The organism is Streptomonospora alba (genome assembly GCF_000826685.1).
Lineage (GTDB): Bacteria > Actinomycetota > Actinomycetes > Streptosporangiales > Streptosporangiaceae > Streptomonospora > Streptomonospora alba.
The window spans coordinates 1-25,276 of the sequence record NZ_JROO01000003.1 but is presented as its reverse complement, the minus strand read 5'-3'; the positions used below and the strand labels follow the sequence as shown (position 1 = coordinate 25,276).

The window sequence follows — 25,276 nt, the reverse complement described above, 5'->3', positions numbered from 1 at the left end:
AGGATCCCCCGTGGATTTCTTCCTCAATAGATTCCCCGCCTATCTGGACGGGGCCCTGATCACACTGACGGTAACCGTGCTGGGGTCGGCGCTGGCGTTCGTCCTGGCGATGGTGGTCGGCATCGTCGGGACGCTGCGCAACCCCGCGGCGCGGGCCGTGGCCACGGTCTACACCGAGGCGTTCCGCGGCGTGGCGGCGCTGGTGCTGCTGTTCTGGTTCGCCTACGCGGTCCCCCAGATCACGCCCTACGAGCTGTCCCCGATGTTCGCCGGCGTCCTGGCGCTGGGGCTGAACGTGGGCGCCTACGGGGCCGAGGTGGTGCGTGCGGCGATCAACGCGGTACCCAGGGCGCAGACCGAGGCCACCATCGCGCTGAACATGTCGTGGGGGCGGCGGATGTGGCTGGTGCTGCTGCCGCAGGCCTGGGCGCAGATGCTGCCCACCTTCGGCAACCTGATCATCGAGCTGATGAAGGCCTCGGCGATCGTGTCGCTGATCAACGTCGCCGACCTCACCGACGTGGCCGGGAACATGCGCCAGACCACCGGTGAGACGGTCTTGGCCTACGGCAGCGCCATGGTCATGTACTTCGCCATCGCCCAACTGCTGATCGTGGGCATGCGGACGCTGGAGCGCCGGGCCAACCGGCGGCTGGGCAGGGCGCCGGCGCGTGGCGGTCTGCGGGATCTGCTGCGCCCGCCGACACCCGGAACGAAAGTGGGGACGGCCAAGTGAACTGGGACACCGAGTTCGCGATCAGCATCATCCCCCAGCTGCTGCAGGGGCTGGTCGTCACCATCCAGGCTACCGTCATCGGCTACGTCGTCGCACTGATCCTCGGGCTGGCCGTCGCAATCCTGCGGCGCGTCGACTACATCGGCCCGGTGGTCTTCGTGGTCTTCGAGTTCATCCGGACGACACCGGTGCTGGTGCAGCTGCTGTTCGTGTTCGCGCTGGCGCCGCCGACCGTCGCGCCGCTGACCATCGGCATCTCGGTGCTGGGCGTGCACTACGCGGCCTACACGGCCGAGGTCTACCGATCGGGGATCGAGGGTGTGGCCAAGGGCCAGTGGGAGGCCTGCCGCGCGCTGAGCCTGCCGCCCCTGCGGGTGTGGGGCGCGGTCGTGATGCCCCAGGCGATCCGCAAGGTCATCCCGCCGCTGGGCAACTACCTCATCTCCATGTTCAAGGACACGCCCTACCTGTTCGCCATCACCGTGCCCGAGATGATGTTCATGGCCAAGGCGATCGGCACCGAGGCGTTCCGCAGCATGGAGGCCTACACCCTGGCGGGCTTGTTTTTCCTGGCCGTGAGCGTGCCCTCCGCGGTCATCATCCGACGTCTGGAGCGCCGTTATGCAGCAGTCTGAGAGTCAGAGCACGGGGGCCGTCGGCGCGCGGTCCGAACAGGAGCCCTCGAACGGGGAGATCGTCCGGTTCGACCAGGTGGTCAAGCGGTACGGCAGCAACGTCGTACTCAACGAGCTGGACTTCTCCGTCGCGCCGGGCGAACGCGTCACGCTCATCGGCCCCAGCGGGTCGGGCAAGACCACGATCCTGCGGCTGCTGATGACGCTGGAGTCGATCGACGGCGGCGTCATCTGGGTCAACGGCGAACCGCTGTCGCACATGCGCCGCGGCGGCAAGCTCGTCAAGGCCAACGAGACCCACCTGCGGCGCGCACGCAAGAGCATCGGGATGGTCTTCCAGCAGTTCAACCTGTTCCCGAACATGAGCGTGCGCAAGAACGTCACCGAGGGCCCCGTGCACAGCCTGGGCGTGGCCAAGGACGAGGCGAACCAGCGCGCGGAGGACCTGCTGGACCTGGTGGGGCTCAGCGACAAGATCGATGCGCACCCCACTCAGCTCTCCGGCGGGCAGCAGCAGCGCGTGGCGATCGCCCGCGCGCTGGCCATGCGGCCGCAGATCCTGCTGCTGGACGAGGTCACCTCGGCGCTGGACCCCGAGCTGGTCGCCGGCGTGCTGGACGTGCTGCGCAACATCGCCCAGACCACCGACATCACCATGCTGTGCGTGACTCACGAGATGAGTTTCGCCCGCGACGTCTCGCACCGCGTGCTGATGTTCGACGAGGGTCAGGTCGCCGAAGAGGGCCCGCCCGAGCGGATCTTCGGAGACCCGCAGGAGGAGCGGACCAAGTCGTTCCTCAAGGCGGTCCTCGAGAACGGCTGAGGCCGGACCCGGCGCGGCTCCGCTTCCTCTCAGCCGGGTCCGCGCCGGGTGCCCACGCGCCGCCGTAACCATTCGCGGCGATTCACGCCCCAAGGGCGGCGCGGTACCCCCAAGCCCACTTTCCTCTGCGGAAAGTAAAAAAACGGAGAGTAACGACATACCGTTTCCATTGCGTCACCTTTCCCTTCAGACAGGAGAGACTGAGGTCCTGAGCTGGGGGGAGGCCGGTGGCGAAGTCATTCGGACGGTTACTGAAATGGGGCGCCGCTGCAGCGGTGACGGCCCTGGCGGTTGCGCTTGTGCTGAACCCGGTCGTTCCGATGCACGTGACCGGGGCCGTGGCGATAGCCCACGGGGCTCTGCTGCTGCCGGTAGCGGTGGGCGTCGTGCTCATCGCGGTCCTCACCGACCACGGCAGGAGCAGGCGGCTCGACCAACGGGTCCGCGCGGCCCTCGAAGGGCACTCGATGCCCTACGAGCTGGCCTGGCTGATGCTGCTGCTGGTGCTGTTCCTCATCGCCACCCTGGGCGTCTCCTTCTTCGCGGCGGTCTTCTTCCCCGCGGTGAGCTGGGAGGTCATGATGCCTCCCGTCCGCATCCTGCTGCTGTTCGTGCTGCCGCTGGTGGTGGTGGACCTCGGCGGCTTCACCACCGCGGGCTACAGCACCGTGATGCCGATGATCGCCATGGGCGTGAACGAGCGCTGGCGCTGGATGGGTGCGGTTCCCAGCGTGGTGGTGCTGGCTCTGATGGCCCTGGTGATCTATCCCGCCCCTGCGCCCAACGCGGTCGTCGCGGTGGCCGCGGTCGTGGCCATCGTGGCCGCCGTGGCCGTCCCCGAGGAGATCTTCTTCCGCGCCCTGCTGCAGACGCGCCTGGAGCGCGTTCTGGGCCGCTGGACCGGCCTCCTGGCAGGGGTGGTGCTGTTCACCGCGGCCAGCGTGTACCTGTCGGAGTTCGGCGACTTCTCGCGCCAGGCGCAGGAGCTGGAGTTCGGGGTGGTGCACGCGCTCGTGTTCTACGCGGGCGTCGGGGTGCTGCAGGGCTATCTGTGGGCCGCCTACCGCAACATCTGGCTCAACATCCTGCTGCGCAGCGGCATCGTGCTGCTGCGGGTGGCGCCGGCCCTGCAGCTCGTGTAGCCGCACGGGGCCGCCGCCCCGCAGCGCGGCCGCGGGTGGCCGGATCCGGTTACGGGCCGGACGCCGACGCGCTGGGATACTTGTAGGTCCCAGCACCTGGATCCGGAGGAAGCGGCATGGACCGGCCCGCCCCGCGCATACTCACCGACGACCTGCTGCTGCTCGCCTACCGGCCCGACACCGGACGCCCTTTCGCCGACGCCAACCGGTTGCAGTGCGGCCTGGCCGGGGCGCTGGTCGCCGAGGCCGTACTGGCCGGTGTGATCATGCTCGACGGCGGCGGGCGGCTCCACGCGACCGGCAAGCCCCGCACCGGGGACCCCGATGTCGACGGGATGGCCGATCGCATCGCGGCGGAGTCGCGGCCCCGCAAGGTCACGTGGTGGGTGCAGCGGCTGAACAAGCGAGGGCTGCGCCAGCGCCTCGTCGGCCGTGCCGTCTCCGTCGGCGTGCTGACCCACGAGCCGGGCCGCGTGTTGTGGATCTTCCCCGTCGACAACTACCGTCCGCAGCAACAGGACCATGAGCAGGAGGCCTGGGGGCTGCGCTCGGTGCTGCTGGGCCATGACGCGCCCGACGCCCGTTCGGCGGCGCTGCTCGCGCTGATCGGGGCCGTGCGCCTGGACGGCAAGCTGTTCGCCGACGTCCCCGCCGGCGACCGGCGCAGGCGGATCAAGGCGGTCACGGACCGCGACGACATCGGACGGGCGGTACGCGAGGTGATCCGGTCGATCGAGACCGCGGTCGCCGCCGTGGCGATAACCGCCGGAGCCGCAGGCGCATCCGGCGGAGGCGGTTGAGGGGCGGCCGCGGAGAGTGCCCGCTCGCCGTCGGCGCTCGCCGACGGCGACCGGGCCCGCGGCCCGGGCGACCGGGCGGATCCGTGCCGTGGGGCTTCCGCCCCGGCCGGTGTCACCGCGCGGAAACCGCGGCGTCCCCTCCCGTTCAGCGAAATGGGAGAACCTGCCCCGGTGACTGCAGAACCGGTTGATACGGGACGAAACGCCGATCTCCCCGCCGATCGCTTCCTCGACCGCGAAGTGGGCTGGCTGCGGTTCAACCAGCGGGTCCTGGAGCTCGCCGAGGACGCCGACACACCGCTGCTGGAACGCGCCCGCTACCTGTCCATCTTCGCCGGCAACCTCGACGAGTTCTTCATGGTCCGCGTCGCCGGGCTCAAGCGGCGACTGGCCACCGGCGTAGCCGTCACCTCGGCCACCCGCCACCACCCCGACGAGCTGCTGCGGCGCATTTCCGACGTCTCACGAGAACTGATGCTGCGCCAGGCGCGCTGCCTGCACGACTCGGTCGCCCCCGCCCTGGCCGAGGCCGGCATCCGCCTCGTGCGCTGGGAGGACCTCGACGCCGACGAGCGGGAGCGCATGCGCGTCCTCTTCCACGGCTCGATCTACCCGCTGCTCACGCCCTTCGCGGTCGACCCCGCGCACCCCTTCCCCTACATCTCGGGCCGCTCGCTCAACCTGGCCGTCACCGTCCGCGACCCGCAGACCGGTCGGACGATGTTCGCCCGCGTCAAAATGCCCGCGGCCATGACCCGGTTCGTCGACCTGGGCGGCGACCGCTTCGTGCCCACCGAGGACGTCGTCGCCGTTCACCTGCCGGTGCTGTTCGAGGGGATGGAGGTGCTGGAGCACCACGCCTTCCGGGTCACCCGCAACGCCGACCTCGAACTCGACGAGGACGAGACCGACGACCTCGTGCAGTCGCTGGAGAACGAGTTGCGGCGGCGCCGCTTCGGCCCGCTCGTGCGGCTGGAGGTCGAGGAGACCATCTCCGAGGACGTCCTGGACATCCTGCGCCGCGAGCTGGGCGCCGAGGAGCGCGAGATCTACCGGGTGCCCGGGCCGCTCAACCTCGCGGGGCTCGACCAGATCGCCGACCTGCCGCGCCCGGACCTGCGCTTCTCCCCGGTGGTACCCGCCGAGCCCGACGCCCTGGCCCAGGAGGGCTTCTTCGACGCCGTCGGAAGCGGGGAGCTGCTGGTCCACCACCCCTACGAGTCGTTCACCACCACGACCGAGCGCTTCCTCGCCCTGGCCGCCGCCGACCCCAGAGTCGTCGCGATCAAGCAGACCCTCTACCGCACCAGCGGCGACTCCCCGATCGTGGAGTCCCTCATCGACGCCGCGCGCGCCGGCAAGGAGGTCGTCGTCCTGGTCGAGATCAAGGCGCGCTTCGACGAGCACAACAACATCCTGTGGGCGCGCAAGCTCGAAGAGGCCGGCTGCCACGTCGTCTACGGCGTCGTCGGCCTGAAGACCCACTGCAAGCTCGCCCTGGTCGTGCGCGAGGACGACGACGGCACAGTGCGCCGGTACTGCCACGTCGGTACGGGCAACTACAACCCCGGCACCGCCCGCGTGTATGAGGACTTCGGGCTGTTCAGCGCCGCCCCCGAAGTCGGCGAGGATCTCAGCGACCTCTTCAACCACCTCACCGGCTTCTCCCGGAAGTCCGAGTACCGCCGGCTGCTCGTGGCGCCTTCGGGCCTGCGCAGCGGCCTGATGCAGCGCATCGCACAGGAGATGTCGGCCCACGCGCGCGGCGAGCCGGCCCGCATCCGCATCAAGGTCAACTCGCTGGTCGACGAGGAGATCGTCGACGCCCTCTACGAGGCCTCGCGTGCGGGAGTGCCCGTCGACCTGTGGGTGCGCGGCAGCTGCGTCCTGCGGCCCGGACTGGAGGGGCTGTCCGAGACGATCCGGGTGCGCAGTATCCTCGGACGGTTCCTGGAGCACTCCAGGATCTTCGTGTTCGAGAACGGAGGGCGGCCGCAGGTGTGGATGGGCAGCGCCGACCTCATGCCGCGCAACCTGGACCGGCGGGTCGAGGCCCTGGTCAGGATCGACGACCCCGCCCAGCGCGCTCGCCTGGTCGAGCTGATGGACCTGGCCATGGCCGACGCCACCGCCTCGTGGCGTATGGAGCCCGACGGCGACTGGCACCGCGTCGTCCGCGGCGACACGGGGAAGCGGCTCCTGGAACTGCAGAGTGCGCTGCGCGGCGACCGCCGCATGCGGGCCGTCGATGTCTGACCGCCCCCGCGTCCCCGGCAGCGCCGCCGACACCGCCCCGGAGCGCGGAATTCCGCCGGGCGGGTACCTGGAGCCCATTCGCGCCGCCGGCGCCGTGCTGTGGCGCGGCGGGCCCGGCGCGCGCGAGGTCGCGCTGGTGCACCGGCCCGAGCGCGCCGACTGGACCCTGCCCAAGGGCAAGGTCAAGAACCGCGAGCACGTGCTCGGCGCCGCCGTGCGCGAGACAGCGGAGGAGACCGGCCTGCTGCCCGTCCTCGGCCGCCGGCTGCCGCCGCAGCGCTATCTCAAGGACGGCTGGCCCAAACAGGTCGAGTGGTGGGCCGCCACGGCCCGGGGGGAGTCCCGCTTCGAGCCCGGCGACGAGGTCGACGCGCTGGAGTGGCTTCCCGTGGACCGGGCGCGCGACCGCCTCACCTACGGCAGCGACGCCGAGGTGCTGGACGAGTTCGCCGCCGGGCCCGCCGAGACCGTCCCGCTGGTCCTGCTGCGCCACGCCTCGGCCGGGTCCAAGGGCGGTCGGGACGGCGACGACCTGCTGCGGCCGCTCGACGCGGAGGGCCGCGGCGACGCCGACGCGCTCGCCCGTGTGCTGCCCGCCCTGGGCACCTTGCGTGTGGTCAGCTCGGAGGCGGCACGCTGCGTCGAGACCATGACCCCCTACTCGGCGGCCAACTGCGCCCCCATGCGCACCGAGCGGGCCTTCACCGCCGACTCCGCGCAGGCCGGGACCACGGTCGACGCCGAAGCGGCGCGGGCGGCCCTGGACGCGCTGATCGACGAGGGCGTGCCCACCGCCGTGTGCACGCACGGCGAACTGGTCTCGGGCCTGGTGCGCGCCGCCCTGGGCCGCCTGGACGCCCCCGTCCCGCAGCAGCTGTCGCTGCGCAAGGGCGCCTTCTGGGTGCTGCACCTGTCCTGTGCCGACGGCCGCCTGGCAGCGATGGAGCGCCACTCCGCGCGCGTTTAGCACGCCCTGCGGTCACCGCACAGGCGTGCCCGTGGCGAGGGGCGGGGGTTCCCGGCGGGGCCCTCGCCGCGGCGGCTGAGAGGATGCGGGCATGGCCAAACACCAGGTATCGCGCAGCGTGGTGATCGACGCTCCCGCCGAGCGCATCTTCCGCATCATCAGCGACCCCCGCCGCCACCACGAGTTCGACGGCTCCGGCACCGTCCAGCAGGCCCGCGGCGACGCCGAGCGCCTGGGTCCGGGCTCGCGCTTCGGCATGGACATGCGCATGGGCCTGCCCTACAGCACCTCCAACCGGGTCGTGGAGTACGAGGAGAACCGGCTGATCGCCTGGAGCCACATCGGCCCCCACATCTGGCGCTGGCGGCTGGAGCCCGTGGACGACGGCACCACCCGGGTCACCGAGACCTTCGACTACACGCGGATGTCGGCCTTCTACATGCTGATCGGCTACCCGGCCCGCAACGCCCGCGGCATCGAGCAGACGCTGCCGCGCCTCAAGCGCCTCGCCGAGGAGGGCACCCCCGACAAGGACACCACCGAAGGCGCGGAGTAGCCCGCGCGGCGCGCTGCACCGATGCGCGCCGCGCGGGCTCGCGCCCGTGCCAGACTTGATGCCATGCCGCCCTCGTTCGCTGAAGCCCGCATCGACCTGAGCGCGATCAGTGAGAACACCGCCGTGCTCGCACGGCGCGCACCCGGCGCAGCGGTCATGGGCGTGGTCAAGGCCGACGGCTACGGCCACGGCATGCTGCCCGCCGCCCGCGCCATGCTGGCCGGAGGCGCCCAGTGGCTGGGCACCGCCTTCATCGAGGAGGCGTTGGAGCTGCGCGGCGCCGGCATCACCTGCCCCCTCGTCGCCTGGATCCTGCCGCCTCGCGCGCCCGTGGCCCAGGCGGTGTCCGCCGACATCGACCTGGGCGTCAGCACGCCGTCCCTGATCGGCGACATCGCCGGTGCGGCCCGCGAGACGGGGCGCCGCGCGCGTGTGCACCTCAAGGCCGACACCGGACTCAACCGCGGCGGCCTCACCGCCGACCAGTGGCCCGAGACCGTCGCCGCCGCCGCGCGCGCCGAGGCCGACGGGCTGATCCGCGTGACCGGGCTGTTCTCGCACTTCGCCTGCGCCGACGAGCCCGGCCACCCCTCCATCGCCGCCCAGACCTCCGCCTTCCACGAGGCGCTGGAGATCGCCGGCAAGGCCGGGCTGGAGCCCGAGGTGCGCCACCTGGCCAACTCCGCGGCCACCCTCACCCTGCCCGAGGCCCACTTCGACCTGGTGCGCCCGGGGATCGCAAGCTACGGACTGAGCCCCATCCCCGGCCTGGCCGACACCGGCCTGCGCCCGGCCATGACCCTGCGCACCGCCGTCGCCCTGGTCAAGCGGGTGCCCGCCGGAAGCGGTGTCTCCTACGGACACCGCTACACCACCGACCGCCCGGCCAACCTGGCGCTGATCCCGCTCGGCTACGGCGACGGCGTGCCCCGCCACGCCACCAACACAGGACCGGTCCAGGTCGGCGGAAGGCGCCGCACGATCTCCGGCACCGTGTGCATGGACCAGTTCATGGTCGACCTCGGCGACGACACCCTCGGTGCCGAACCCGAGGCGGTGCTGTTCGGCCCCGGCGACTCGGGCGAGCCCACCGCCCAGGACTGGGCCGACATGCTGGGGACCATCCCCTACGAGATCGTCACCCGCATCTCCGCGCGCGTCCCGCGCGTCTACGGCGGCACCGGCTGACACCCGGCGGGAACCGCGGCCCGGGGCCCGGGCGCCTCCGCCGGCGTCCGAGCCGGTGGCGGGGCCCGCCTACCCTGGTTCATGTGGACGGATCCACCGCCGCATCAGATCGAGACAGTGCTGCGAGCCTATGACCGAGACGACCCCGACCGCCGGATCCGACTCCGGCGCCGCACCCGGCACCCGCGCGAACACCGTGTTCGTCACCGCTGAGACCGACTCCGCGATGCGTGCCCTCGGCCGCCGCATCGCCGGCCTGCTGCGCCCCGGCGACCTGCTGGTCCTCAGCGGACCGCTGGGCGCCGGCAAGACGACCCTGACTCAGGGCATCGGCGAAGGACTGGGCGTCCGCGGTCCCATCACCTCGCCGACGTTCGTCATCGCGCGGGTGCACCCCTCGGAGACCGGCGGTCCCGCGCTCGTGCACGCCGACGCCTACCGCCTCGGCGGCGTAGAGGAACTCGACGACCTCGACCTCGACTCCGCGATGGAGGATTCGGTGACCGCCGTCGAATGGGGCGAGGGAATCGCCGAGCACCTCACCGACGAGCGGCTGGAGATCACCATCGCCCGCCACCCCGACGACACCCGCCGTGTCACTCTGACGGGCATCGGCGTGCGCTGGTCCCACCTCGCCCTGGATGCGGAATAGGCTGAACGATCGTGCTCCTCCTGGCTTTCGACACCGCGACCCCGGCCATCACCAGCGCCGTCTGCGAAGCCCGCGACGACGGCGTGCGTGTGCGGGCCGCCGCCTCCACCGTGGACGCCCGCCACCACGGCGAGCTGCTCAGCCCGCAGATCGGCGAGAGCCTGGCCCAAGCCGGCGCCGCCTTCAGCGACCTCACGCACATCGCCGTGGGGATCGGCCCCGGCCCCTACACCGGCCTGCGCGTGGGCCTGTCCACCGCCCACGCCCTGGCCGAGGCATTGGGCATCGCCTGCCACGGGGTCCCGACGCTGGACGCGATCGCCTTCGCCTCCGGCCGCGAAGCCCCCTTCATCGCCGCCACGGACGCCCGCCGCAAGGAGATCTTCTGGGCGCGCTACTCCGACGCGCGCACGCGTACCGGTGAGATCGCGGTGGACCGCCCGTCGGCCGTGGACACCGAAGGACTTCCGGTGATCGGCCACGGCGCCCACCTCTACGCCGACGTGCTCGGCCCGCAGGCCGCCGACGCCGAGCCCCGTTACCCCACCGCCGAGGCGCTGGGCGAGGTCGCGCTGCGCCGGCTGGTGGCGGGCGAGAAGCTCGACGAACCCCGACCGCTCTACCTGCGCCGCCCGGACGCCGCCGAGCCGGGCACGCCGAAGAAGGTGCGCCAGTGGCAGGCGACGTGAACCGCGGCTTCCGCATACGGCCGATGACCGACTTCGACCTTCCGGCCGTGATGGAGCTGGAGCGCACCATGTTCCCCGACGACGCCTGGAGCGAGGACATGATGTGCTCCGAGCTCGCCGAGCCCACCCGGCACTACTTCGTCGCGTGCCGCGGCGAGGTCGGCGGCGAGGGCGAGGGGCCGGTCGTGGCCTACGCGGGCCTGCGTGCCGTCGCGCCGCACGGCGACGTGCAGACCATCGCCGTCGACCGTGCCTGGTGGGGCCGCGGGATCGCCACCGCGCTGGTGACCACGATGCTCAGCGAGGCGTACTCGCGTGCTGTGAACGAGGTGGACCTGGAGGTCCGCGCGGACAACCTGCGCGCTCGCGAGCTTTACCGCAGGTTCGGGTTCGCCGACGTCGGGATCAAGCGCGGCTATTACCGGGACGGCGTGGACGCGATCGTGATGCGCTGCTCCGCGCCGGCCGCGGCGATCGCGGCCACGGGGGGCGGCGAGCCGGGAGAGGCCCTGGAGTTCGGGGATCCGGCTGACACGGCCGGAGACGACGAGGAGAACGCGTGATGAGTGCGGCAGATCTGCCCCTGATCCTGGGGATCGAGACCTCGTGCGACGAGACCGGGGTCGGGCTGGTGCGCGGTTGCGAACTGCTCAGCGACGAGGTCGCCTCCAGCGTGGACCAGCACGCCCGCTTCGGCGGGGTCGTGCCCGAGGTAGCCAGCCGGGCGCACCTGGAGGCCATGACCCCGACCGTGCACCGCGCTCTGGACAAGGCCGGTGCCACGCTCGCCGACGTCGACGCGCTCGCGGTCACCGCCGGCCCCGGACTGGCCGGCGCGCTGCTGGTCGGCGTTTCGGCGGCCAAGGCCTACGCCATGGCGCTGGGCAAGCCGCTCTACGGCGTCAACCACCTGGTCGGCCACGTCGCCGTGGACCAACTGGAGCACGGCCCGCTGCCCAAGCCCGCCATCGCCCTGCTGGTCTCGGGCGGGCACACCTCGCTGCTGCTGGTGCGTGACCTGGCCACCGACGTGCAGCAGCTCGGCGACACCGTCGACGACGCAGCAGGCGAGGCCTACGACAAGGTGGCGCGACTGCTGGGCCTGCCCTACCCCGGCGGCCCGCCCATCGACAAGGCCGCGCGCGAGGGCAACCCGCGGGGCATCCGCTTCCCGCGCGGCAAGTGGGGGGACGGCACCTACGACTTCTCGTTCTCCGGGCTCAAGACCGCCGTCGCTCGCTGGGTGGAGGACAGCACCCGCGAGGGGCGCGACCTGCCGGTGGCCGACATCGCGGCCGGGTTCCAGGAGGCGGTGGTCGACGTGCTCACCCGCAAGGCGGTCGACGCGTGCCTGGAGCACGGCGTGGAGCACCTGGTGATCAGCGGGGGCGTGGCCGCCAACTCGCGCCTGCGGGCTTTGGCGGAGGAGCGCTGCGGCGACGCGGGCATCACGCTGCGCGTGCCCCGCCCGCGGCTGTGCACCGACAACGGCGCCATGATCGCCGCCCTCGGAGCCGAGGTCGTCGCAGCCGACCTCCCTCCGTCCACCCTGAAACTGGCCACCGACACCTCACTCCCGGTGGACCGCCCGCTCGCGGCATAGGGAGGAGCCCGCCGCATTCGGCCGGTGCGGTAAGGGGCCTCGGTAAGGGGTGTCCGGGGAGCTCACGCGCCCCGGACCGCGCGACGGAAGGGCTTCGGCCCGGCGGGGCCCGGGTCGCCGCCGCGAGGGTTCCTTCGCTTCCGTCCGGGGCGGTGCCCCCACGCGGGCTGGGCGCCACCGCTGCGCTCACACTCAGGGCGGGGCGAGAACCGGTACGGTCCTCGCCCCGCCCCTTCCACAGCTCGGCGGGTGCGGCTCTAGGGACTAGTCGTCGTCCTCGTCGTCATCGTCCTGGCGGCGCTTCTTCTTGCCGTCGCGGCCGGGGCGCAGGAGGGCCTCGGCAAGGGCGAGCATGGTCTCCTCAAGGGCGGCCAGGCGCTTGGTGATGTCGTCGTGCGAGGTCTCGACGGCCTCGGTGATCGCCTCGTCGAACTCGTGGCGGTCCGGGCGGGCCTGGACCTCGCGCAGCAGCGGGTCGATGCCCTCCTTGAGGCGCCCGTCCAGGCTGTCCAGCTTCTCGGTGGGGTCGATGACCGGGCGGTCGAGCAGCTCGGTGAGGCGGCGGTGCACCTCGCTGACCTCCAGCGTGGCCGGAAGCTGGGCCAGGCGCTGGTTGAGGGCCTCAAGGCGGTCGTCCACGGCCTCCAGGCGGCCGTCGACTCCGCCGATGTGGCCGTTGACGCCCTCGAACTGGCCCTCGACCCCGGTGACGCGGCCCTCGATGCCGTCGAGGCGCCCGCTGACCCCGTCGATCTTGCCCTCGACGCCCTCGAAGCTGCCGTCGAAGTGCCCTTCGAAGGTGTCGAAGCGGTCGGTCAGGCGGCCGAGACCGTGCTCGAACTTGCTGTTGACGGATTCCAAGTGGCGGTCGACCTTGCCGGCCAGCTCCTCGCGGGCCTGCTCCAGGCGGGCGTCGACGGCGGCGCGCTGCTCCTCGACGGCCGAGGCGAGCGTGCCGTGGCGCTCGTCGCCCTGCTGCCGCAGCGCCTCCATGCGCTCGTCCACGGCCTCGCGCAGCTCGCCGATGCGCGTGTCGACGGACTCGCGCAGCTCGGTCGTGCGCTCCTCCACCGTGCCGCGAAGCTCGGCCAGCGCAGCGGTGGTGGCGGCCAGGTCCTCCTCGGTCTTGGCGCGCAGGCCCTGTGCGGTCTCGTCGAGCTTGCCGGCGAGCTCGGCGCGCTGCTGGTCGTCGCGCTCGCGCAGTTCGGAGCGGTGCAGCTCCAGCTGCTCGTGCAGTTCGGCGAGCCGGTCGCGGACGTGGGTGCGCAGGTCGCCGAGGCGCTCCTCGGTGGACTCGGCGAGCTTGGTGACCGCGTTGTTGGCGTCGGCGACCGCGGCGGTGGCCTCGGCCTGGTTCTCCTCGGCCTGGTTGCTCAGCCGCGCGACGCTCTCGGTCAGCTGGGCGGTGACCTCGGTGTGGTTCTCGGCGGTGCGCCCGTCCAGCCGCTCGATGCCCTCGCGAAGGCTGCCGTGGTGCTCCTCGGCGGTGGTGCCGAGCCGCTCGATGCCCTCGGTCAGGGCGGTGTGGCGCTCCTGGGACTGCGCGTCGAGGCGGTCGACGCCCTCGGAGACCGCGCCGGTGACGGCGTCACGACTCTGCTCGGTGGCGCCGCGCAGCGACTCGGCGGTGGTGTCGAGCTTGTCGCTGAGCTGCGTGTGCTGCTCGCGCAGGGTGGATTCGAGGGTGTCGTGGCTTTCGCCGATGGAGGTCACCAGGTGCTCGCGGCCTTCGGACACGGCCTGCTCGACGGAGGTGCGGCCCTGTTCGATGGCTGCGGAAAGCGCCTCGCGGCCCTCGGTGAGGGCCGTTGTGACGGCCTCGTGGCGCTCGGCGGCGGTGCCCATGGCGGTGTCGTGCTGGGCCTCCACACGCTCGGTGAGGGCCGTCAGGGAGTCGCGCAGCTCCTGAGTGTTCGCGGTGACGCCCTCCACGGCCTCGTCGATGCGTCCGAACCGCGCCTCGGTGGAGGAGGCCAGCTTCTCGACGCGCTCGGTGAGCGCGTCGATCCGGCCGGAGGTCTGCTCGCCGGACTCGGCCAGCTCCTGCAGCCGGGTCAGCGTGGTGTCGAGGTGGCCGGTGATGGTGCGGATGTCCGCGCGCAGCGCCGACATCTCCGCCAGCGGCTTGACGCGTTCCCCGACCAGGGCGATGTGCTCGGCCAGGGTCTCGGCCCACTCCGGCGGGCGCGAGGAGAGCTCGTCGACCCGGGCCTGGACGCTGGCGACCGACTCCGCGAGCGTGGCGAACTCGCGTTCGCGGAACTCGCGCAGCAGCCACTCCATGCCTTCCAGGCGCTGGCGCATCTCCTCGTTGACCGCACCTTGGGACTTCTGTTCGGAGATCTGGTCCTGCGCGGCCCGTGAGAGGAGGTCCCGCATGCGGTCGGAGATCCCGGTCTGACCTCCCCCGTTGAGGAAGTTGTGGTTGGTCTGTTCCACCGAGGTGCTCCTTAAGATCTGGCGCCCCCACCCGTTTCGGCCGTGGATGGGCGGTGTGCTCCTGGGATCGGCCGGCGCGGCGCCAGGGGGCTGATGCCGCTGTCACGTTCGGGGGTCCCGCGGCCACGCGCGGTGACGACCGTGGTCGCGGCGGGAGGGCCGAGTATCGGCGGCCGCCGGCCACCATGCTGCGTCGCCGGTCGAATCCAGGACGGGGAGAAGGGATTCAGTGGGATCAGTTTAACGACATGAGCCTTATTCGCCGTGCTTGACTGGCAAAGATGGGGGGATTGGCCGCCAATCGTCATGGCCGGTCTGCTGCGTCACGCTAGTACTGATCGCGGCCATAGTCACGCCTGTGACGGGGTTTCCGTTTTGCCGCAGCTGGGGGATGTGTCTACAGCAAGGCCGTGACCTCGGAACACAGGAGGCACAAGGGGCGATCCCCGACGCGCGTGAGTACGACGACCACCGATTCCGGGCCGCTCGGCTTGAGGTCGCGGAGCAGTTTGTCGACGTCCACGGCCGAACCGCGTTTCTTAATCGTTACCGTTCCCGCCTTCATCCGGCGCAGGCGCGACCGCAGCCGTTTCAGCGAGAACGGCATGGTCTCGTGCACCTCGAAGGCGCGGCAGAACGGCGTCGCGGCGAGGCGGTCGGAGGTGATGTAGGCGATGTCGGGATCCAGGAGCGCGCCCTCGACCCTTTCCGCGGCCTCGGCCACCAGGTGCGCCCGCACCACGGCGTTGTCGGGCTCGTAGAGGTAGCGCGCGGGCGGGCCCACCGGGGCGGGGCCGGCGTCGGGGTCGGCGGCCAGCGTCGCGGGAGCCGAGCCGTCACTCCGCAGCAGCGTGGCGCGGCGCACCTGCCTGTCGCCCAGGCCCTGCCACAGCGCCGTCTCCTTGAGGTCGCCGTCCACCGAGACCCACTCGGCGGCGGCCCCCTCGGGGATGCGCTCATGCGGGATGCCCGGCGCGGCCTTGACGCACGAGGCCGGCGCCCGCGCGGCCAGGTCCATGACCGCGTCCCAGGGCGGGGAGTAGGCGTCGGGGTCGAAGACCCGGCCGCGCGTGGTGCGGCGGGCGGGATCGCAGAAGACGGCGTCGTAGGCGTCGGGGGCGACCGCCGCGGCATCGCCCTGGCGCACGCGCATCCGCCCCTCCAGGCCCAGTTGTGCGGCGTTGGCCGCGGCCACAGCGGCGGTCAGCGGATCGGATTCGACGGCCTCCACCTCGAGTCCGGCTTCGGCCGCGGCGATCGCGTCGGCACCGACGCCGCAGCCCAGGTCGGCCACGCGCGCCCCTTCGCCCAGCGCCGCGGCCAACCGGCGGGCGCGGTAGCCGGCGACGGACATGCGGGTGGCCTGCTCCAGCCCCGGCTCGGTGAAGAACATGCGCTCGGCGCGCGCGCCGAACTTCGCCTTCGCCCGCGCGCGCAGCCGCGCCTGCGTAAGCGCCGCGCCGGCCAGATCGGCAGGCGCGACGTCGGGCGCGCCGGCCTCGCCGGCCGCCTCGGCCAGTGCTCGCTCGGCTTCGCTGCGCAGGGCCGTGGCCGCCTTCAGCGGGTCGGGCGAAGCCGATTCCGCCGCGGCCAGCACACGGCCCCCGGCGCTGGTGAGAAGAGCCGAGAACGCTGCCGTGTCGGGTGCGGTTTGCCCGCTGGACACCACGATGTTCCCCCGTGACCAGTCGTTTGACGCGCCCCATGGGCCCGGTTAATGTTCCATACTGGCACTCCCCAAGGTAGAGTGCTAATTGCGACGAGGCCGGTCTGGCACCCGCGACGGCAGGCCGCCGTGGTCGCCCCTTTGCCAAGCATGCAGTTTCGTATCATCGAACCCGAAGGGGGAGGTCACAACCGTGTCGACCGCCACCAAGACTGTGCTCAAGCCGCTTGAGGACCGCGTCGTCGTCAAGACCCTCGAAGCCGAGCAGACCACTGCCTCCGGCCTTGTCATCCCCGACACCGCCAAGGAGAAGCCCCAGGAGGGCGAGGTCCTCGCTGTGGGCCCCGGCCGCTGGGACGACGAGGGCGACAAGCGCATCCCGCTCGACGTGAACGTCGGCGACATCGTTCTGTACAGCAAGTACGGCGGCACCGAGGTCAAGTACGACAACGAGGAGTACCTCGTCCTCTCCGCCCGCGACCTGCTCGCGGTCGTCGAGAAGTAAGACCTCGTCAGCCGACGAGACTCTCCCGCCCCGGCCGGCACGCTGCCGGGCGGGGCGGTTTTTCTTACCCGCCGTAGGTGTACGGATAGAGGAAGCTCACCATGCCCAAAATCCTGGAATTCGAGGACGACGCGCGGCGCTCGCTTGAGCGCGGTGTCGACCGTCTCGCGAACTCCGTGAAGGTGACGCTCGGCCCGCGCGGCCGCAACGTCGTCATCGACAAGAAGTTCGGTGCGCCCACCATCACGAACGACGGTGTCACCGTCGCTCGCGAGATCGAGCTGGAGGACCCCTACGAGGACCTCGGGGCCCAGCTGGTCAAGGAGGTCGCCACCAAGACCAACGACGCGGCCGGCGACGGCACCACCACCGCCACCGTGCTCGCCCAGGCGCTGGTCCGCGAGGGCCTGCGCAGCGTGGCCGCCGGCGCCTCGCCGATGTCGCTGAAGAAGGGCATCGACACCGCCGCCAAGAAGGTCGCCGACGTCCTCATCGAGCGCGCCCGCGAGATCGGCGAGCGCGACGACATCGCCTACGTCGCCACCAACTCCGCCCAGGACGCCCAGATCGGCGACATGATCGCCGAGGCGTTCGACAAGGTCGGCAAGGACGGCGTCATCACCGTCGAGGAGGCCCCGACCATGGGCCTCGACCTCGACTTCACCGAGGGCATGCAGTTCGACAAGGGCTACGTCTCGCCCTACTTCGTCACCGACCAGGAGCGCCAGGAGGTGGTCCTGGACGACGCCCTCATCCTGATCAACCAGGGCAAGATCTCCAGCCTGAACGACCTCCTGCCGCTGCTGGAGAAGGTCGTCCAGACGAAGAAGCCGCTGCTGATCATCGCCGAGGACATCGAAGGCGACGCCCTGGGCGCGCTGGTCCTCAACAAGATCCGCGGCGCCCTCAACGTCGCCGCGGTCAAGGCTCCCGGCTTCGGCGAGCGCCGCAAGGCCATGCTCCAGGACATCGCCACCCTGACCGGCGGCCAGGTCATCGCCGAAGAGGTCGGCCTGAGCCTGGAGAACGCCGAGCTGGACGTGCTGGGCAGCGCCCGCCGCATCACCGTCACCAAGGACGACACCACCATCGTCGACGGCAACGGCGAGCAGAGCGAGGTCGAGGAGCGGGTCCACCAGATCCGCAAGGAGATCGAGAACAGCGACTCCGACTGGGACCGCGAGAAGCTGCAGGAGCGCCTGGCCAAGCTGGCCGGCGGCGTCTCCGTGCTGCGTGTCGGTGCGGCCACCGAGGTGGAGCTCAAGGAGAAGAAGCACCGCCTGGAGGACGCGATCTCGGCCACCCGCGCCGCGATCGAGGAGGGCATCGTCGCCGGCGGCGGTTCCGCGCTCGTGCACGCCGCCCTGGAGCTGGACGACCTGGGTCTGTCCGGCGACGAGGCGACCGGTGTGAAGATCCTGCGCCAGTCCCTGCCGGAGCCGGCCCGCTGGATCGCCGAGAACGGCGGCGCCGAGGGCTACGTGGTCACCTACCGCATCGGCGAGATGCCGGTGGGCCAGGGCTACAACGCCGCCACCGAGACCTACGGCGACCTGATGGCGGCCGGCATCATCGACCCGGTCAAGGTCACCCGTTCGGCGGTGCAGAACGCCGCCTCGATCGCGGGCATGCTGCTGACCACCGAGGCGCTGGTCGTCGAGAAGCCCGAGGAAGACGAGGACGAGGGCCAGGGCCACGGCCACGGCCACTGAGTCGGCTCCACGGCCGGCTCCGCCCGCTCGACCTCGGCCGCACCGGGGCCGCACGGGCGGCCCGGTCCGGCACCGACCCCGCGTCCGCACACGGCGGGCGCGGGGTCGTTCATTATCATCGGGCGCCCCGCTTCAGCACGGGCCACGCGCCGCTTTTGCGGCTTTTCCGTCGAATGTGATCATTCTGTAGCCGCATTTGGTGACGTGTAAACCCGTGCGGCGGGGCATGATGCGAGACGTGACGGATCCACGCGCAGCGGGGGGCGCGCTCGCGAGCCGAGCCGAGGCCCTGCGCAGAGCGAACGAGACGGAACTGAATCATCTGACCTCGCTTGCCGTCCAGGGCGACGACGGCGCGGTCGACTCACTCATCCGCGAGGTCCACCCGATGGTGGTCCGCTACTGCCGTGCGAAACTCTCCCGCGTCGCCGGATACGTCCACTACTCCGACGACGTGGCGCAAGAGGTCTGCATCGCCCTGCTGGCGGCACTGCCGCGCTATGAGGACAAGGGGCGGCCGTTCGCGGCCTTCGTGTTCAAGATCGCCTCCAACAAGGTCGCCGACGCGCTGCGCCGCTCCACCCGCGCCGACGTGCCGACCGACGCCGTGCCCGACTGCGCCGACGACGGCCCCGGCCCCGAGGAGTCGGCCGTGCGCAGCGCCGAGGCCGAGCGGGCGCGCGCCCTGCTCGACGAACTGCCCGAGCAGCAGCGGCGCCTGCTGGTGATGCGGGTCATCGCCGGGCTCTCCGCCGACGAGACCGGCCACGCGCTGGGCATGTCGCCCGGCGCCGTGCGTGTGGCCCAGCACCGCGCCCTGGTCCGCCTGCGCAAGGTGGCCGCGGCCAACCGGCTGATCTGACGCGGCGCAGCGGCCGAGCGTCGCGTCGCACGATGTCACTCTCGGCCGCTCGTTCCTGACACCGTGTCAGGGCGTCGGCAGCGAACCGTGGGCACCCGGTTCCCGCTGCCGCCAGGGCCCGGGCACCGGCGCCGCGGCGCCGGTGCGGCGGGCGCTGTGAGCCTCGACACCGGCCCGGCGGCTGCCGCCGAACCGCCTCGCGGCGCTCCACCGCCGTCCTAGGATGAAACAACACGCGCGAGTGGTTGGGAAGATATATGACGCAGCTGTTCACGGGGGACGGCGGCAAGGTTCTGCCGCCGGGGCTCACCTACGACGACGTCCTGCTGGTCCCGTCCTACTCGGACCTGCAACCCGGCGAGGTCGACACCGGGAGCAGGCTCTCGCGCAACATCGGGTTGCGCATCCCGCTGCTGTCAGCGGCCATGGACACGGTCACCGAGGCCCGCGCCGCGGTGGCCATGGCACGCCAGGGCGGCGCGGGCGTGCTGCACCGCAATCTCTCCGTCGAGGAGCAGGCCGCCCAGGTCGACCTGGTCAAGCGGTCCGAGGCCGGCATGGTCACCGACCCTGTCACCTGCAAACCCGACGACACCCTGGCCGACGTCGAGGCGCTCAGCGCCCACTACCGCATCTCCGGCGCTCCGGTCACCGACGCCGACGGCCGCCTGGTGGGCATGGTCACCAACCGCGACATGCGCTTCGAACTGGACCGCGACCGCCCCGTCCACGAGGTCATGACCCCGATGCCGCTGATCACGGCGCCGGTCGGGGTCAGCCGCGACGACGCCTTCCGGCTGCTGCGCAAGAACAAGATCGAGAAGCTGCCGCTGGTCGACGCCCAGGGCCGGCTGCGCGGTCTGATCACCGTCAAGGACTTCATCAAGAGCGAGCAGTTCCCCGACGCCACCAAGGACGCCGACGGCCGCCTGGTCGTCGGCGCCGCCGTGGGCGTGGGCGACGAATCCGAGGCGCGCGCCCATGCGCTGATCGAGGCCGGCGCCGACTTCGTCGTCGTCGACACGGCCCACGGCCACTCCTCCGGCGTCGCCGAGATGGTCGCCAAGCTCAAGGCCAACTCCTCGGCCGACGTCGTCGCGGGCAACATCGCCACCCGCGCCGGTGCGCAGGCGCTGATCGACGCCGGCGCCGACGCCGTCAAGGTCGGCGTGGGGCCCGGCTCCATCTGCACGACCCGCGTCGTGGCCGGTGTCGGGGCGCCGCAGGTCACGGCCGTGATGGAGGCGTCCAAGGCCGCCGGGCCCGCCCAGGTGCCGGTCATCGCCGACGGCGGGCTGCAGTACTCCGGCGACATCGCCAAGGCGATCGTCGCCGGCGCCAGCACGGTGATGCTGGGCAGCCTGCTCGCCGGCGTCGAGGAGAGCCCGGGCGACCTCGTCTTCATCAACGGCAAGCAGTACAAGACCTATCGCGGCATGGGCTCGCTGGGCGCGATGCGCGGGCGCTCCTACTCCAAGGACCGCTACTCCCAGGCCGACGTCGCCACCGAGGACAAGCTGATCCCCGAGGGCGTCGAGGGCCAGGTGCCCTACCGCGGCCCGCTGGAGACGGTGGCCGACCAGCTCATCGGGGGGCTGCGCCAGTCGATGTGGTACGCAGGCGCGCGCGAGATCGCGGACCTGCACGAGCACGGCCAGCTGATGCAGATCACCTCGGCCGGCCTCAAGGAGAGCCACCCCCACGACGTCCAGATGACCGTCGAGGCCCCCAACTACCACGGGCGCCGCTGACAACGGAGTATCGCGGCCCGGCGCCGCCACGCCACGTCACGCGAGGAGGCACGGCGGGCGCAGGGGCGCCGCGGCGGCGCGCCGGATAGACTCGCCGCCGCAGTATCCGCCGGTCGGCTACGCCGGTGAAGCACGCGAGAGGGGACCCAAGCGTTGGCTCAGCTGGAGATCGGGCTCGGCAAGAACGGGCGCCGCGCCTACGAACTCGAGGAGATCGGGATCGTGCCGGCCCGCCGCACCCGTGACCCCGAAGAGGTGTCGATCACCTGGCAGATCGACGCCTACCGCTTCGACACGCCGCTGATGGGCAGTCCGATGGACAGCATCGCCTCGCCCGAGACCGTCATCGCGATGGGGCGGCAGGGCGCGCTGGGCGTGCTCGACCTCGAAGGGCTGTGGACGCGCTACGAGTCCCCCGAGCCGCTGCTGGAGGAGATCCGCGAGCTCGACGACGAGGCCGCCACGCGCCGGCTGCAGGAGATCTACGCCGAGCCGGTCAAGGAGGAGCTGATCGGACGGCGTATCGAGGAGATCCGCCGGTCCGGGGTGGTCACCGCCGCCCGCCTCTCGCCGCAGCACACCGCGCAGTACCACAAGGCCGTGATCGACGCCGGGGTCGACCTGTTCGTCATCCGCGGCACCACGGTCTCCGCCGAGCACGTCTCGGGCCGCGCCGAACCGCTCAACCTCAAGCAGTTCATCTACGAGCTGGACGTGCCCGTGGTCGTGGGCGGCTGCGCCACCTACACCGCGGCTCTGCACCTGATGCGCACCGGCGCGGCGGGCGTGCTGGTGGGCTTCGGCGGCGGATCCGGCCACACCACCCGCTCGGTGCTGGGTGTGTCGGTGCCCATGGCCAGCGCGATCGGCGACGTCGCCGCGGCCCGCCGCGACTACCTCGACGAGTCGGGCGGCCGCTACGTGCACGTCATCGCCGACGGCGGAATGACCCGCAGCGGCGACATCGCCAAGGCGCTGGCCTGCGGATCCGACGCCGTGATGATCGGCTCGCCGCTGGCGCGCGCCGCGGAGGCCCCCGGCGGCGGCTACCACTGGGGCACCGAGTCCCACCACGGGGAGCTGCCGCGCGGCGAGCGGCTGCAGGTCGGCACGATCGGCTCGCTGGAGTCGATCCTGCACGGGCCCTCGCTCACCAGCGACGGGTCCATGAACCTGACGGGCGCCCTGCGCCGCACCATGGCCACCGCCGGCTACAGCGACCTCAAGGAGTTCCAGCGCGTCGAGGTCGTGGTCGACCCCAACTGAGGCGCCGTCGGACCCGGAGCCCGCGCGCCGGTGCGCGCCGCCCCCGCAGGCGCGGCGCACCGGCGCCGTCGCCCCCGCTCCGAGGTGAGCCTAGGCCGCGTAGGTAGTTGACTCGGACCCTCAGAATGGGGTGCACTATCACGTTGGCGCCGCATGCGCCCAACCGACACACTCCCTCCCGGCCGATCGTGTCCGAAATGTGAATGAGGTGTCCGTGAGCGGTTCCCCCGTCACCGGTTCCGAGGCGCCCCCCGCCTCGCCCGCCGAAGCCTCGCAACCCGCCCGATGGAAGCGGGTCGCCGTCGCCACCGCGGCGGTGGCCTCGACTCTCGGGGTGGCCGCGGGGGTCGCGGCCGTCGCCGGCACGCTTCAGCCCCACCGGGCCCCCGAGCTGCCGCCGGGCCCCGGCGACGCCGCCGGCAGCATCGACACGGTTCCGGCCGCCACCGGTTCGGCGCAGGCACAGGACGGAGCCCTGGCGGCTGACGACAGGCCCTCGCCCGACTCCGAGCGGGCCGTCGGCGCCGCGCCCAGTCCCGAGTGGCTCGACACGGTCTCCGAGGCCACCGGTACGCCGCGCCGTGCACTGGAGGGCTACGCGGGCGCTCAGCTCAGCCTCATGCGCGAGCAGCCCGACTGCCGGATCTCCTGGCCCACCCTTGCGGGCATCGGACAGGTGGAGTCCGGACACGGCACCGCCGCAGGCGGCGAGGTCGGCGACGACGGGCGCACCACCGAGCAGGTCATCGGCATCCCGCTCGACGGCAGCCGCGGCACCGCGGAGATCGCCGACACCGACGGCGGTGCGCTCGACGGCGACGGGACGTGGGACCGCGCGGTCGGGCCGATGCAGTTCATCCCCACGACGTGGGACGAGTGGGGCGCCGACGCCGACTCCGACGGCGAGGCCGACCCCCACGACATCGACGACGCCGCCCTGGCCGCGGCGCGCTACCTGTGCGCCGACGGGCGCGACCTCACCAGCGACTCCGGCTGGTGGGAGGCGATTCTCACCTACAACGAATCCCGCAGCTACGGCGACGACGTGCTCGACTTCGCCGACCGGTACGCCCGGGCGGCCGACGATGCCGTGTGAGGCGTGACCGAGCCGCGCCGCACCGGCGGCGCGGCCGGGGGCCTCGGCGCCGCACGCGCGCGGTGGGAGGCGCGCCACCGGGTTGGGCCGGGCGTGTCAGGTTAGCCTGACGGTGGGGCGTTCTGTGCGGCCCGGCAAGGCACCAGTCGCAAGGAAGGCGTGAGATGACTGCAGCGCGGATGGGGCCCGATCATCGGACCGAGGCACTTGCGGCCATGGCGGGGACCGAGCTGGACGTCCTGGTCGTGGGCGGGGGCATCGTCGGAGCCGGCGTCGCGTTGGACGCCGTCGCCCGCGGGCTCACCGTCGGGGTGATCGAGGCGCGCGACTACGCGTCGGGCACCTCCAGCCGCTCCAGCAAGCTCGTCCACGGCGGTCTGCGCTACCTGGAGCAGCTGGACTTCGAGCTGGTGCGCGAGGCCCTGATCGAGCGCGGCCTGATGCTGCACCGCCTCGCGCCGCACCTGGTGCAGCCCGTGCCGTTCCTCTACCCGCTGACCAAGCATTGGGAGCGCCCCTACGTCGGCGCCGGCGTCACCCTCTACGACACCCTCGCCATGTCCATGGGCAACACCCGGGGGCTGCCGCACCACCGCCACCTCACGCGCGGCAGCGCGCTGCGGGTCTTCCCGGCGCTGCGCCGGGATGCGCTGGTGGGCGCCGTACAGTACTGGGACGCCCAGGTGGACGACGCGCGCTACGTCCTCACGGTGCTGCGCACCGCCGCGACCTACGGTGCACACGTGGCCTCGCGGGTGCAGGCGGTGGGCTTCCTGCGCGAGGGCGAGCACGTAACCGGCGCCCAGGCCGAGGACCTGGAGACCGGGGAGCGGTTCGACATCCACGCCAAGCAGGTCGTGAACGCGGCGGGCGTGTGGACCGACGACATCCAGGAGATGGTCGGCGGGCGCGGACAGATCCACGTGCGCCCGTCCAAGGGCATCCATCTGGTGGTGCCGCGCGACCGCATCCAGGCGTCCTCCGGGCTCATCCTGCGCACGGAGAAGAGCGTGCTGTTCGTGATCCCGTGGGGCCGCCACTGGATCATCGGCACCACCGACACCGACTGGGACCTGCACAAGGCGCACCCGGCCGCCAGCCGGCGCGACATCGACTACGTCCTCGACAACGTGAATTCGGTCCTGCGAGTGCCGCTGACCAGGGACGACGTCGAGGGTGTCTACGCGGGTCTGCGTCCGCTGCTGACGGGGGAGTCGGACGAGAGCTCCAAGCTCTCCCGCGAGCACACGGTCGCCCACCCGGTGCCGGGCCTGGTGCTGATCGCGGGCGGCAAGTACACGACCTACCGGGTCATGGCCAAGGACGCCGTCGACGCGGTGGCTCACGGGCTCGACGGCCGCATCCCGGAGTCGGTGACCGACCGGCTGCCGCTCGCGGGCGCCGAGGGGTACGCGGCCATGTGGAACCAGCGCCGCAAGCTGGCCACGGAATCGGGGCTGCACCGTTCGCGGATCACCCACCTGCTGCGCCGCTACGGCACCATGATCGACGAGATCCTGGCGATGATGGAGGAGCGGCCCGACCTCAAGGAGCCGCTCACCGGGGCCGACGACTACCTGCGCGCCGAGGTCGCCTACGCCGCCGCTTACGAGGGCGCCCGCCACCTCAACGACGTACTGGCGCGGCGCACCCGGATCTCCATCGAGACCTGGGACCGCGGCATCGCGGCATCGGAGGAGGCGGCGCGGCTGATGGGCGATCAGCTGGGCTGGAGCGAGGAGCACATCCAGCGCGAGGTCGCCTACTACCGCAAGCGCATCGAGGTGGAGCGCGCGGCACAGGAGCAGGACAACGACAACGAGGCCGACGCCATCCAGCACGGCGCACCGGAGATCGTCCCCGCGGCGGCGGTCACCGACGGAGTGAGCTAGGAGCCGGGGCCCGGCCGGCGCCGAGGGTGTCTTCAACGGT

The 25,276-nt window shown here is 71.9% G+C and carries 22 protein-coding genes; 20 read left to right on the top strand and 2 right to left on the bottom strand.

Annotation, left to right across the window (positions count from 1 at the left end; translation table 11 throughout):
• Positions 1–10 precede the first annotated feature (10 nt).
• The 13 genes from ehuC (at position 11) to tsaD (ending at position 12,047) form a co-directional block, all read left to right on the top strand.
• Positions 11–736 carry an ectoine/hydroxyectoine ABC transporter permease subunit EhuC gene (gene ehuC / locus LP52_RS00875; protein ID WP_040269862.1) on the top strand — a complete coding sequence of 242 codons (726 nt, stop codon included), beginning with the start codon at positions 11–13 and terminating at the stop codon, positions 734–736.
• Positions 733–1,371: an ectoine/hydroxyectoine ABC transporter permease subunit EhuD gene (ehuD, locus tag LP52_RS00870; RefSeq protein ID WP_040269860.1), complete on the top strand. Its 639-nt coding sequence runs from the start codon at positions 733–735 to the stop codon at positions 1,369–1,371. Before ehuC ends, ehuD begins: the two co-directional genes overlap by 4 nt.
• Entirely contained in the window at positions 1,358–2,194 is an 837-nt protein-coding gene (gene ehuA / locus LP52_RS00865) for an ectoine/hydroxyectoine ABC transporter ATP-binding protein EhuA (protein WP_040269859.1), read from the top strand. Before ehuD ends, ehuA begins: the two co-directional genes overlap by 14 nt.
• Positions 2,195–2,421: 227 nt before the next feature.
• A complete protein-coding gene (locus tag LP52_RS00860; protein ID WP_157036145.1) occupies positions 2,422–3,336 on the top strand; it encodes a CPBP family intramembrane glutamic endopeptidase in 915 nt (304 codons plus the stop codon).
• A 116-nt stretch (positions 3,337–3,452) separates the two neighbouring features.
• Complete coding sequence (locus tag LP52_RS00855) at positions 3,453–4,136, top strand: GOLPH3/VPS74 family protein (protein WP_040269856.1); 684 nt, start codon at positions 3,453–3,455, stop codon at positions 4,134–4,136.
• Positions 4,137–4,289: 153 nt separating this feature from the next.
• Positions 4,290–6,392 (top strand): RNA degradosome polyphosphate kinase, encoded by a 2,103-nt coding sequence (locus tag LP52_RS00850; RefSeq protein ID WP_052809275.1) that lies wholly within the window; start codon positions 4,290–4,292, stop codon positions 6,390–6,392.
• Positions 6,385–7,359, top strand: a complete 975-nt coding sequence (locus LP52_RS00845) for an NUDIX hydrolase (protein WP_040270020.1) — start codon at positions 6,385–6,387, stop codon at positions 7,357–7,359. The genes LP52_RS00850 and LP52_RS00845 overlap by 8 nt, the downstream gene beginning before the upstream one ends.
• A 91-nt stretch (positions 7,360–7,450) precedes the next feature.
• The gene (locus LP52_RS00840) at positions 7,451–7,915 is read left to right on the top strand and encodes an SRPBCC family protein (RefSeq protein ID WP_040269854.1); all 465 of its coding nucleotides are present in this window, start codon (positions 7,451–7,453) and stop codon (positions 7,913–7,915) included.
• A gap of 63 nt (positions 7,916–7,978) precedes the next feature.
• Entirely contained in the window at positions 7,979–9,103 is a 1,125-nt protein-coding gene (alr, locus tag LP52_RS00835; protein WP_040269853.1) for an alanine racemase, read from the top strand.
• Positions 9,104–9,233: 130 nt separating this feature from the next.
• Positions 9,234–9,755, top strand: coding sequence for a tRNA (adenosine(37)-N6)-threonylcarbamoyltransferase complex ATPase subunit type 1 TsaE (tsaE, locus tag LP52_RS00830; RefSeq protein WP_040269852.1), 522 nt, complete (start codon positions 9,234–9,236; stop codon positions 9,753–9,755).
• Positions 9,756–9,766: 11 nt separating this feature from the next.
• Positions 9,767–10,444: a tRNA (adenosine(37)-N6)-threonylcarbamoyltransferase complex dimerization subunit type 1 TsaB gene (tsaB, locus tag LP52_RS00825; protein ID WP_040269850.1), complete on the top strand. Its 678-nt coding sequence runs from the start codon at positions 9,767–9,769 to the stop codon at positions 10,442–10,444.
• 23 nt (positions 10,445–10,467) lie between these two features.
• Positions 10,468–11,007, top strand: a complete 540-nt coding sequence (gene rimI, locus LP52_RS00820; RefSeq protein ID WP_052809293.1) for a ribosomal protein S18-alanine N-acetyltransferase — start codon at positions 10,468–10,470, stop codon at positions 11,005–11,007.
• Positions 11,007–12,047, top strand: a complete 1,041-nt coding sequence (gene tsaD, locus LP52_RS00815) for a tRNA (adenosine(37)-N6)-threonylcarbamoyltransferase complex transferase subunit TsaD (protein ID WP_040269848.1) — start codon at positions 11,007–11,009, stop codon at positions 12,045–12,047. The genes rimI and tsaD overlap by 1 nt, the downstream gene beginning before the upstream one ends.
• 264 nt (positions 12,048–12,311) lie before the next feature.
• Here tsaD and LP52_RS00810 read toward each other — a convergent pair whose 3' ends face one another.
• Positions 12,312–14,486: an apolipoprotein A-IV repeat region-like domain-containing protein gene (locus LP52_RS00810; protein ID WP_040269846.1), complete on the bottom strand. Its 2,175-nt coding sequence runs from the start codon at positions 14,484–14,486 to the stop codon at positions 12,312–12,314.
• A 397-nt stretch (positions 14,487–14,883) separates the two neighbouring features.
• Positions 14,884–16,152 carry a class I SAM-dependent methyltransferase gene (locus LP52_RS00805; protein WP_040269844.1) on the bottom strand — a complete coding sequence of 423 codons (1,269 nt, stop codon included), beginning with the start codon at positions 16,150–16,152 and terminating at the stop codon, positions 14,884–14,886.
• A gap of 193 nt (positions 16,153–16,345) precedes the next feature.
• Here LP52_RS00805 and groES point away from each other — a divergent pair, with 193 nt between their 5' ends.
• The 7 genes from groES to LP52_RS00770 all read left to right on the top strand — a co-directional run bounded on the left by groES (position 16,346) and on the right by LP52_RS00770 (position 25,236).
• A complete protein-coding gene (groES, locus tag LP52_RS00800) occupies positions 16,346–16,657 on the top strand; it encodes a co-chaperone GroES (protein ID WP_040269843.1) in 312 nt (103 codons plus the stop codon).
• Between the two features lie 101 nt (positions 16,658–16,758).
• Positions 16,759–18,369 carry a chaperonin GroEL gene (gene groL / locus LP52_RS00795; RefSeq protein WP_040269841.1) on the top strand — a complete coding sequence of 537 codons (1,611 nt, stop codon included), beginning with the start codon at positions 16,759–16,761 and terminating at the stop codon, positions 18,367–18,369.
• Between the two features lie 238 nt (positions 18,370–18,607).
• Complete coding sequence (locus tag LP52_RS00790; protein ID WP_040269840.1) at positions 18,608–19,231, top strand: sigma-70 family RNA polymerase sigma factor; 624 nt, start codon at positions 18,608–18,610, stop codon at positions 19,229–19,231.
• 257 nt (positions 19,232–19,488) lie between these two features.
• On the top strand, positions 19,489–20,982 hold the full coding sequence (guaB, locus tag LP52_RS00785; protein WP_040269838.1) for an IMP dehydrogenase: 1,494 nt from the start codon (positions 19,489–19,491) through the stop codon (positions 20,980–20,982).
• 162 nt (positions 20,983–21,144) lie between these two features.
• Positions 21,145–22,248 (top strand): GuaB3 family IMP dehydrogenase-related protein, encoded by a 1,104-nt coding sequence (locus tag LP52_RS00780; protein ID WP_040270016.1) that lies wholly within the window; start codon positions 21,145–21,147, stop codon positions 22,246–22,248.
• A 214-nt stretch (positions 22,249–22,462) separates the two neighbouring features.
• Positions 22,463–23,344, top strand: coding sequence for a lytic murein transglycosylase (locus LP52_RS00775; protein WP_040269836.1), 882 nt, complete (start codon positions 22,463–22,465; stop codon positions 23,342–23,344).
• A 164-nt stretch (positions 23,345–23,508) separates the two neighbouring features.
• A complete protein-coding gene (locus tag LP52_RS00770; RefSeq protein ID WP_040269834.1) occupies positions 23,509–25,236 on the top strand; it encodes a glycerol-3-phosphate dehydrogenase/oxidase in 1,728 nt (575 codons plus the stop codon).
• Positions 25,237–25,276 lie beyond the last annotated feature (40 nt).

Bases quoted from the DNA above. Each gene is read 5' to 3' on its own strand.
- guaB (WP_040269838.1), top strand. From the start codon at position 19,489: ATGACGCAGCTGTTCACGGGGGACGGCGGCAAGGTTCTGCCGCCGGGG.
- groL (WP_040269841.1), top strand. From the start codon at position 16,759: ATGCCCAAAATCCTGGAATTCGAGGACGACGCGCGGCGCTCGCTTGAG.
- rimI (WP_052809293.1), top strand. From the start codon at position 10,468: ATGACCGACTTCGACCTTCCGGCCGTGATGGAGCTGGAGCGCACCATG.
- tsaD (WP_040269848.1), top strand. From the start codon at position 11,007: ATGAGTGCGGCAGATCTGCCCCTGATCCTGGGGATCGAGACCTCGTGC.
- LP52_RS00840 (WP_040269854.1), top strand. From the start codon at position 7,451: ATGGCCAAACACCAGGTATCGCGCAGCGTGGTGATCGACGCTCCCGCC.
- tsaE (WP_040269852.1), top strand. From the start codon at position 9,234: ATGACCGAGACGACCCCGACCGCCGGATCCGACTCCGGCGCCGCACCC.
- alr (WP_040269853.1), top strand. From the start codon at position 7,979: ATGCCGCCCTCGTTCGCTGAAGCCCGCATCGACCTGAGCGCGATCAGT.
- LP52_RS00845 (WP_040270020.1), top strand. From the start codon at position 6,385: ATGTCTGACCGCCCCCGCGTCCCCGGCAGCGCCGCCGACACCGCCCCG.
- LP52_RS00855 (WP_040269856.1), top strand. From the start codon at position 3,453: ATGGACCGGCCCGCCCCGCGCATACTCACCGACGACCTGCTGCTGCTC.
- ehuA (WP_040269859.1), top strand. From the start codon at position 1,358: ATGCAGCAGTCTGAGAGTCAGAGCACGGGGGCCGTCGGCGCGCGGTCC.
- LP52_RS00850 (WP_052809275.1), top strand. From the start codon at position 4,290: ATGGGAGAACCTGCCCCGGTGACTGCAGAACCGGTTGATACGGGACGA.
- LP52_RS00770 (WP_040269834.1), top strand. From the start codon at position 23,509: ATGACTGCAGCGCGGATGGGGCCCGATCATCGGACCGAGGCACTTGCG.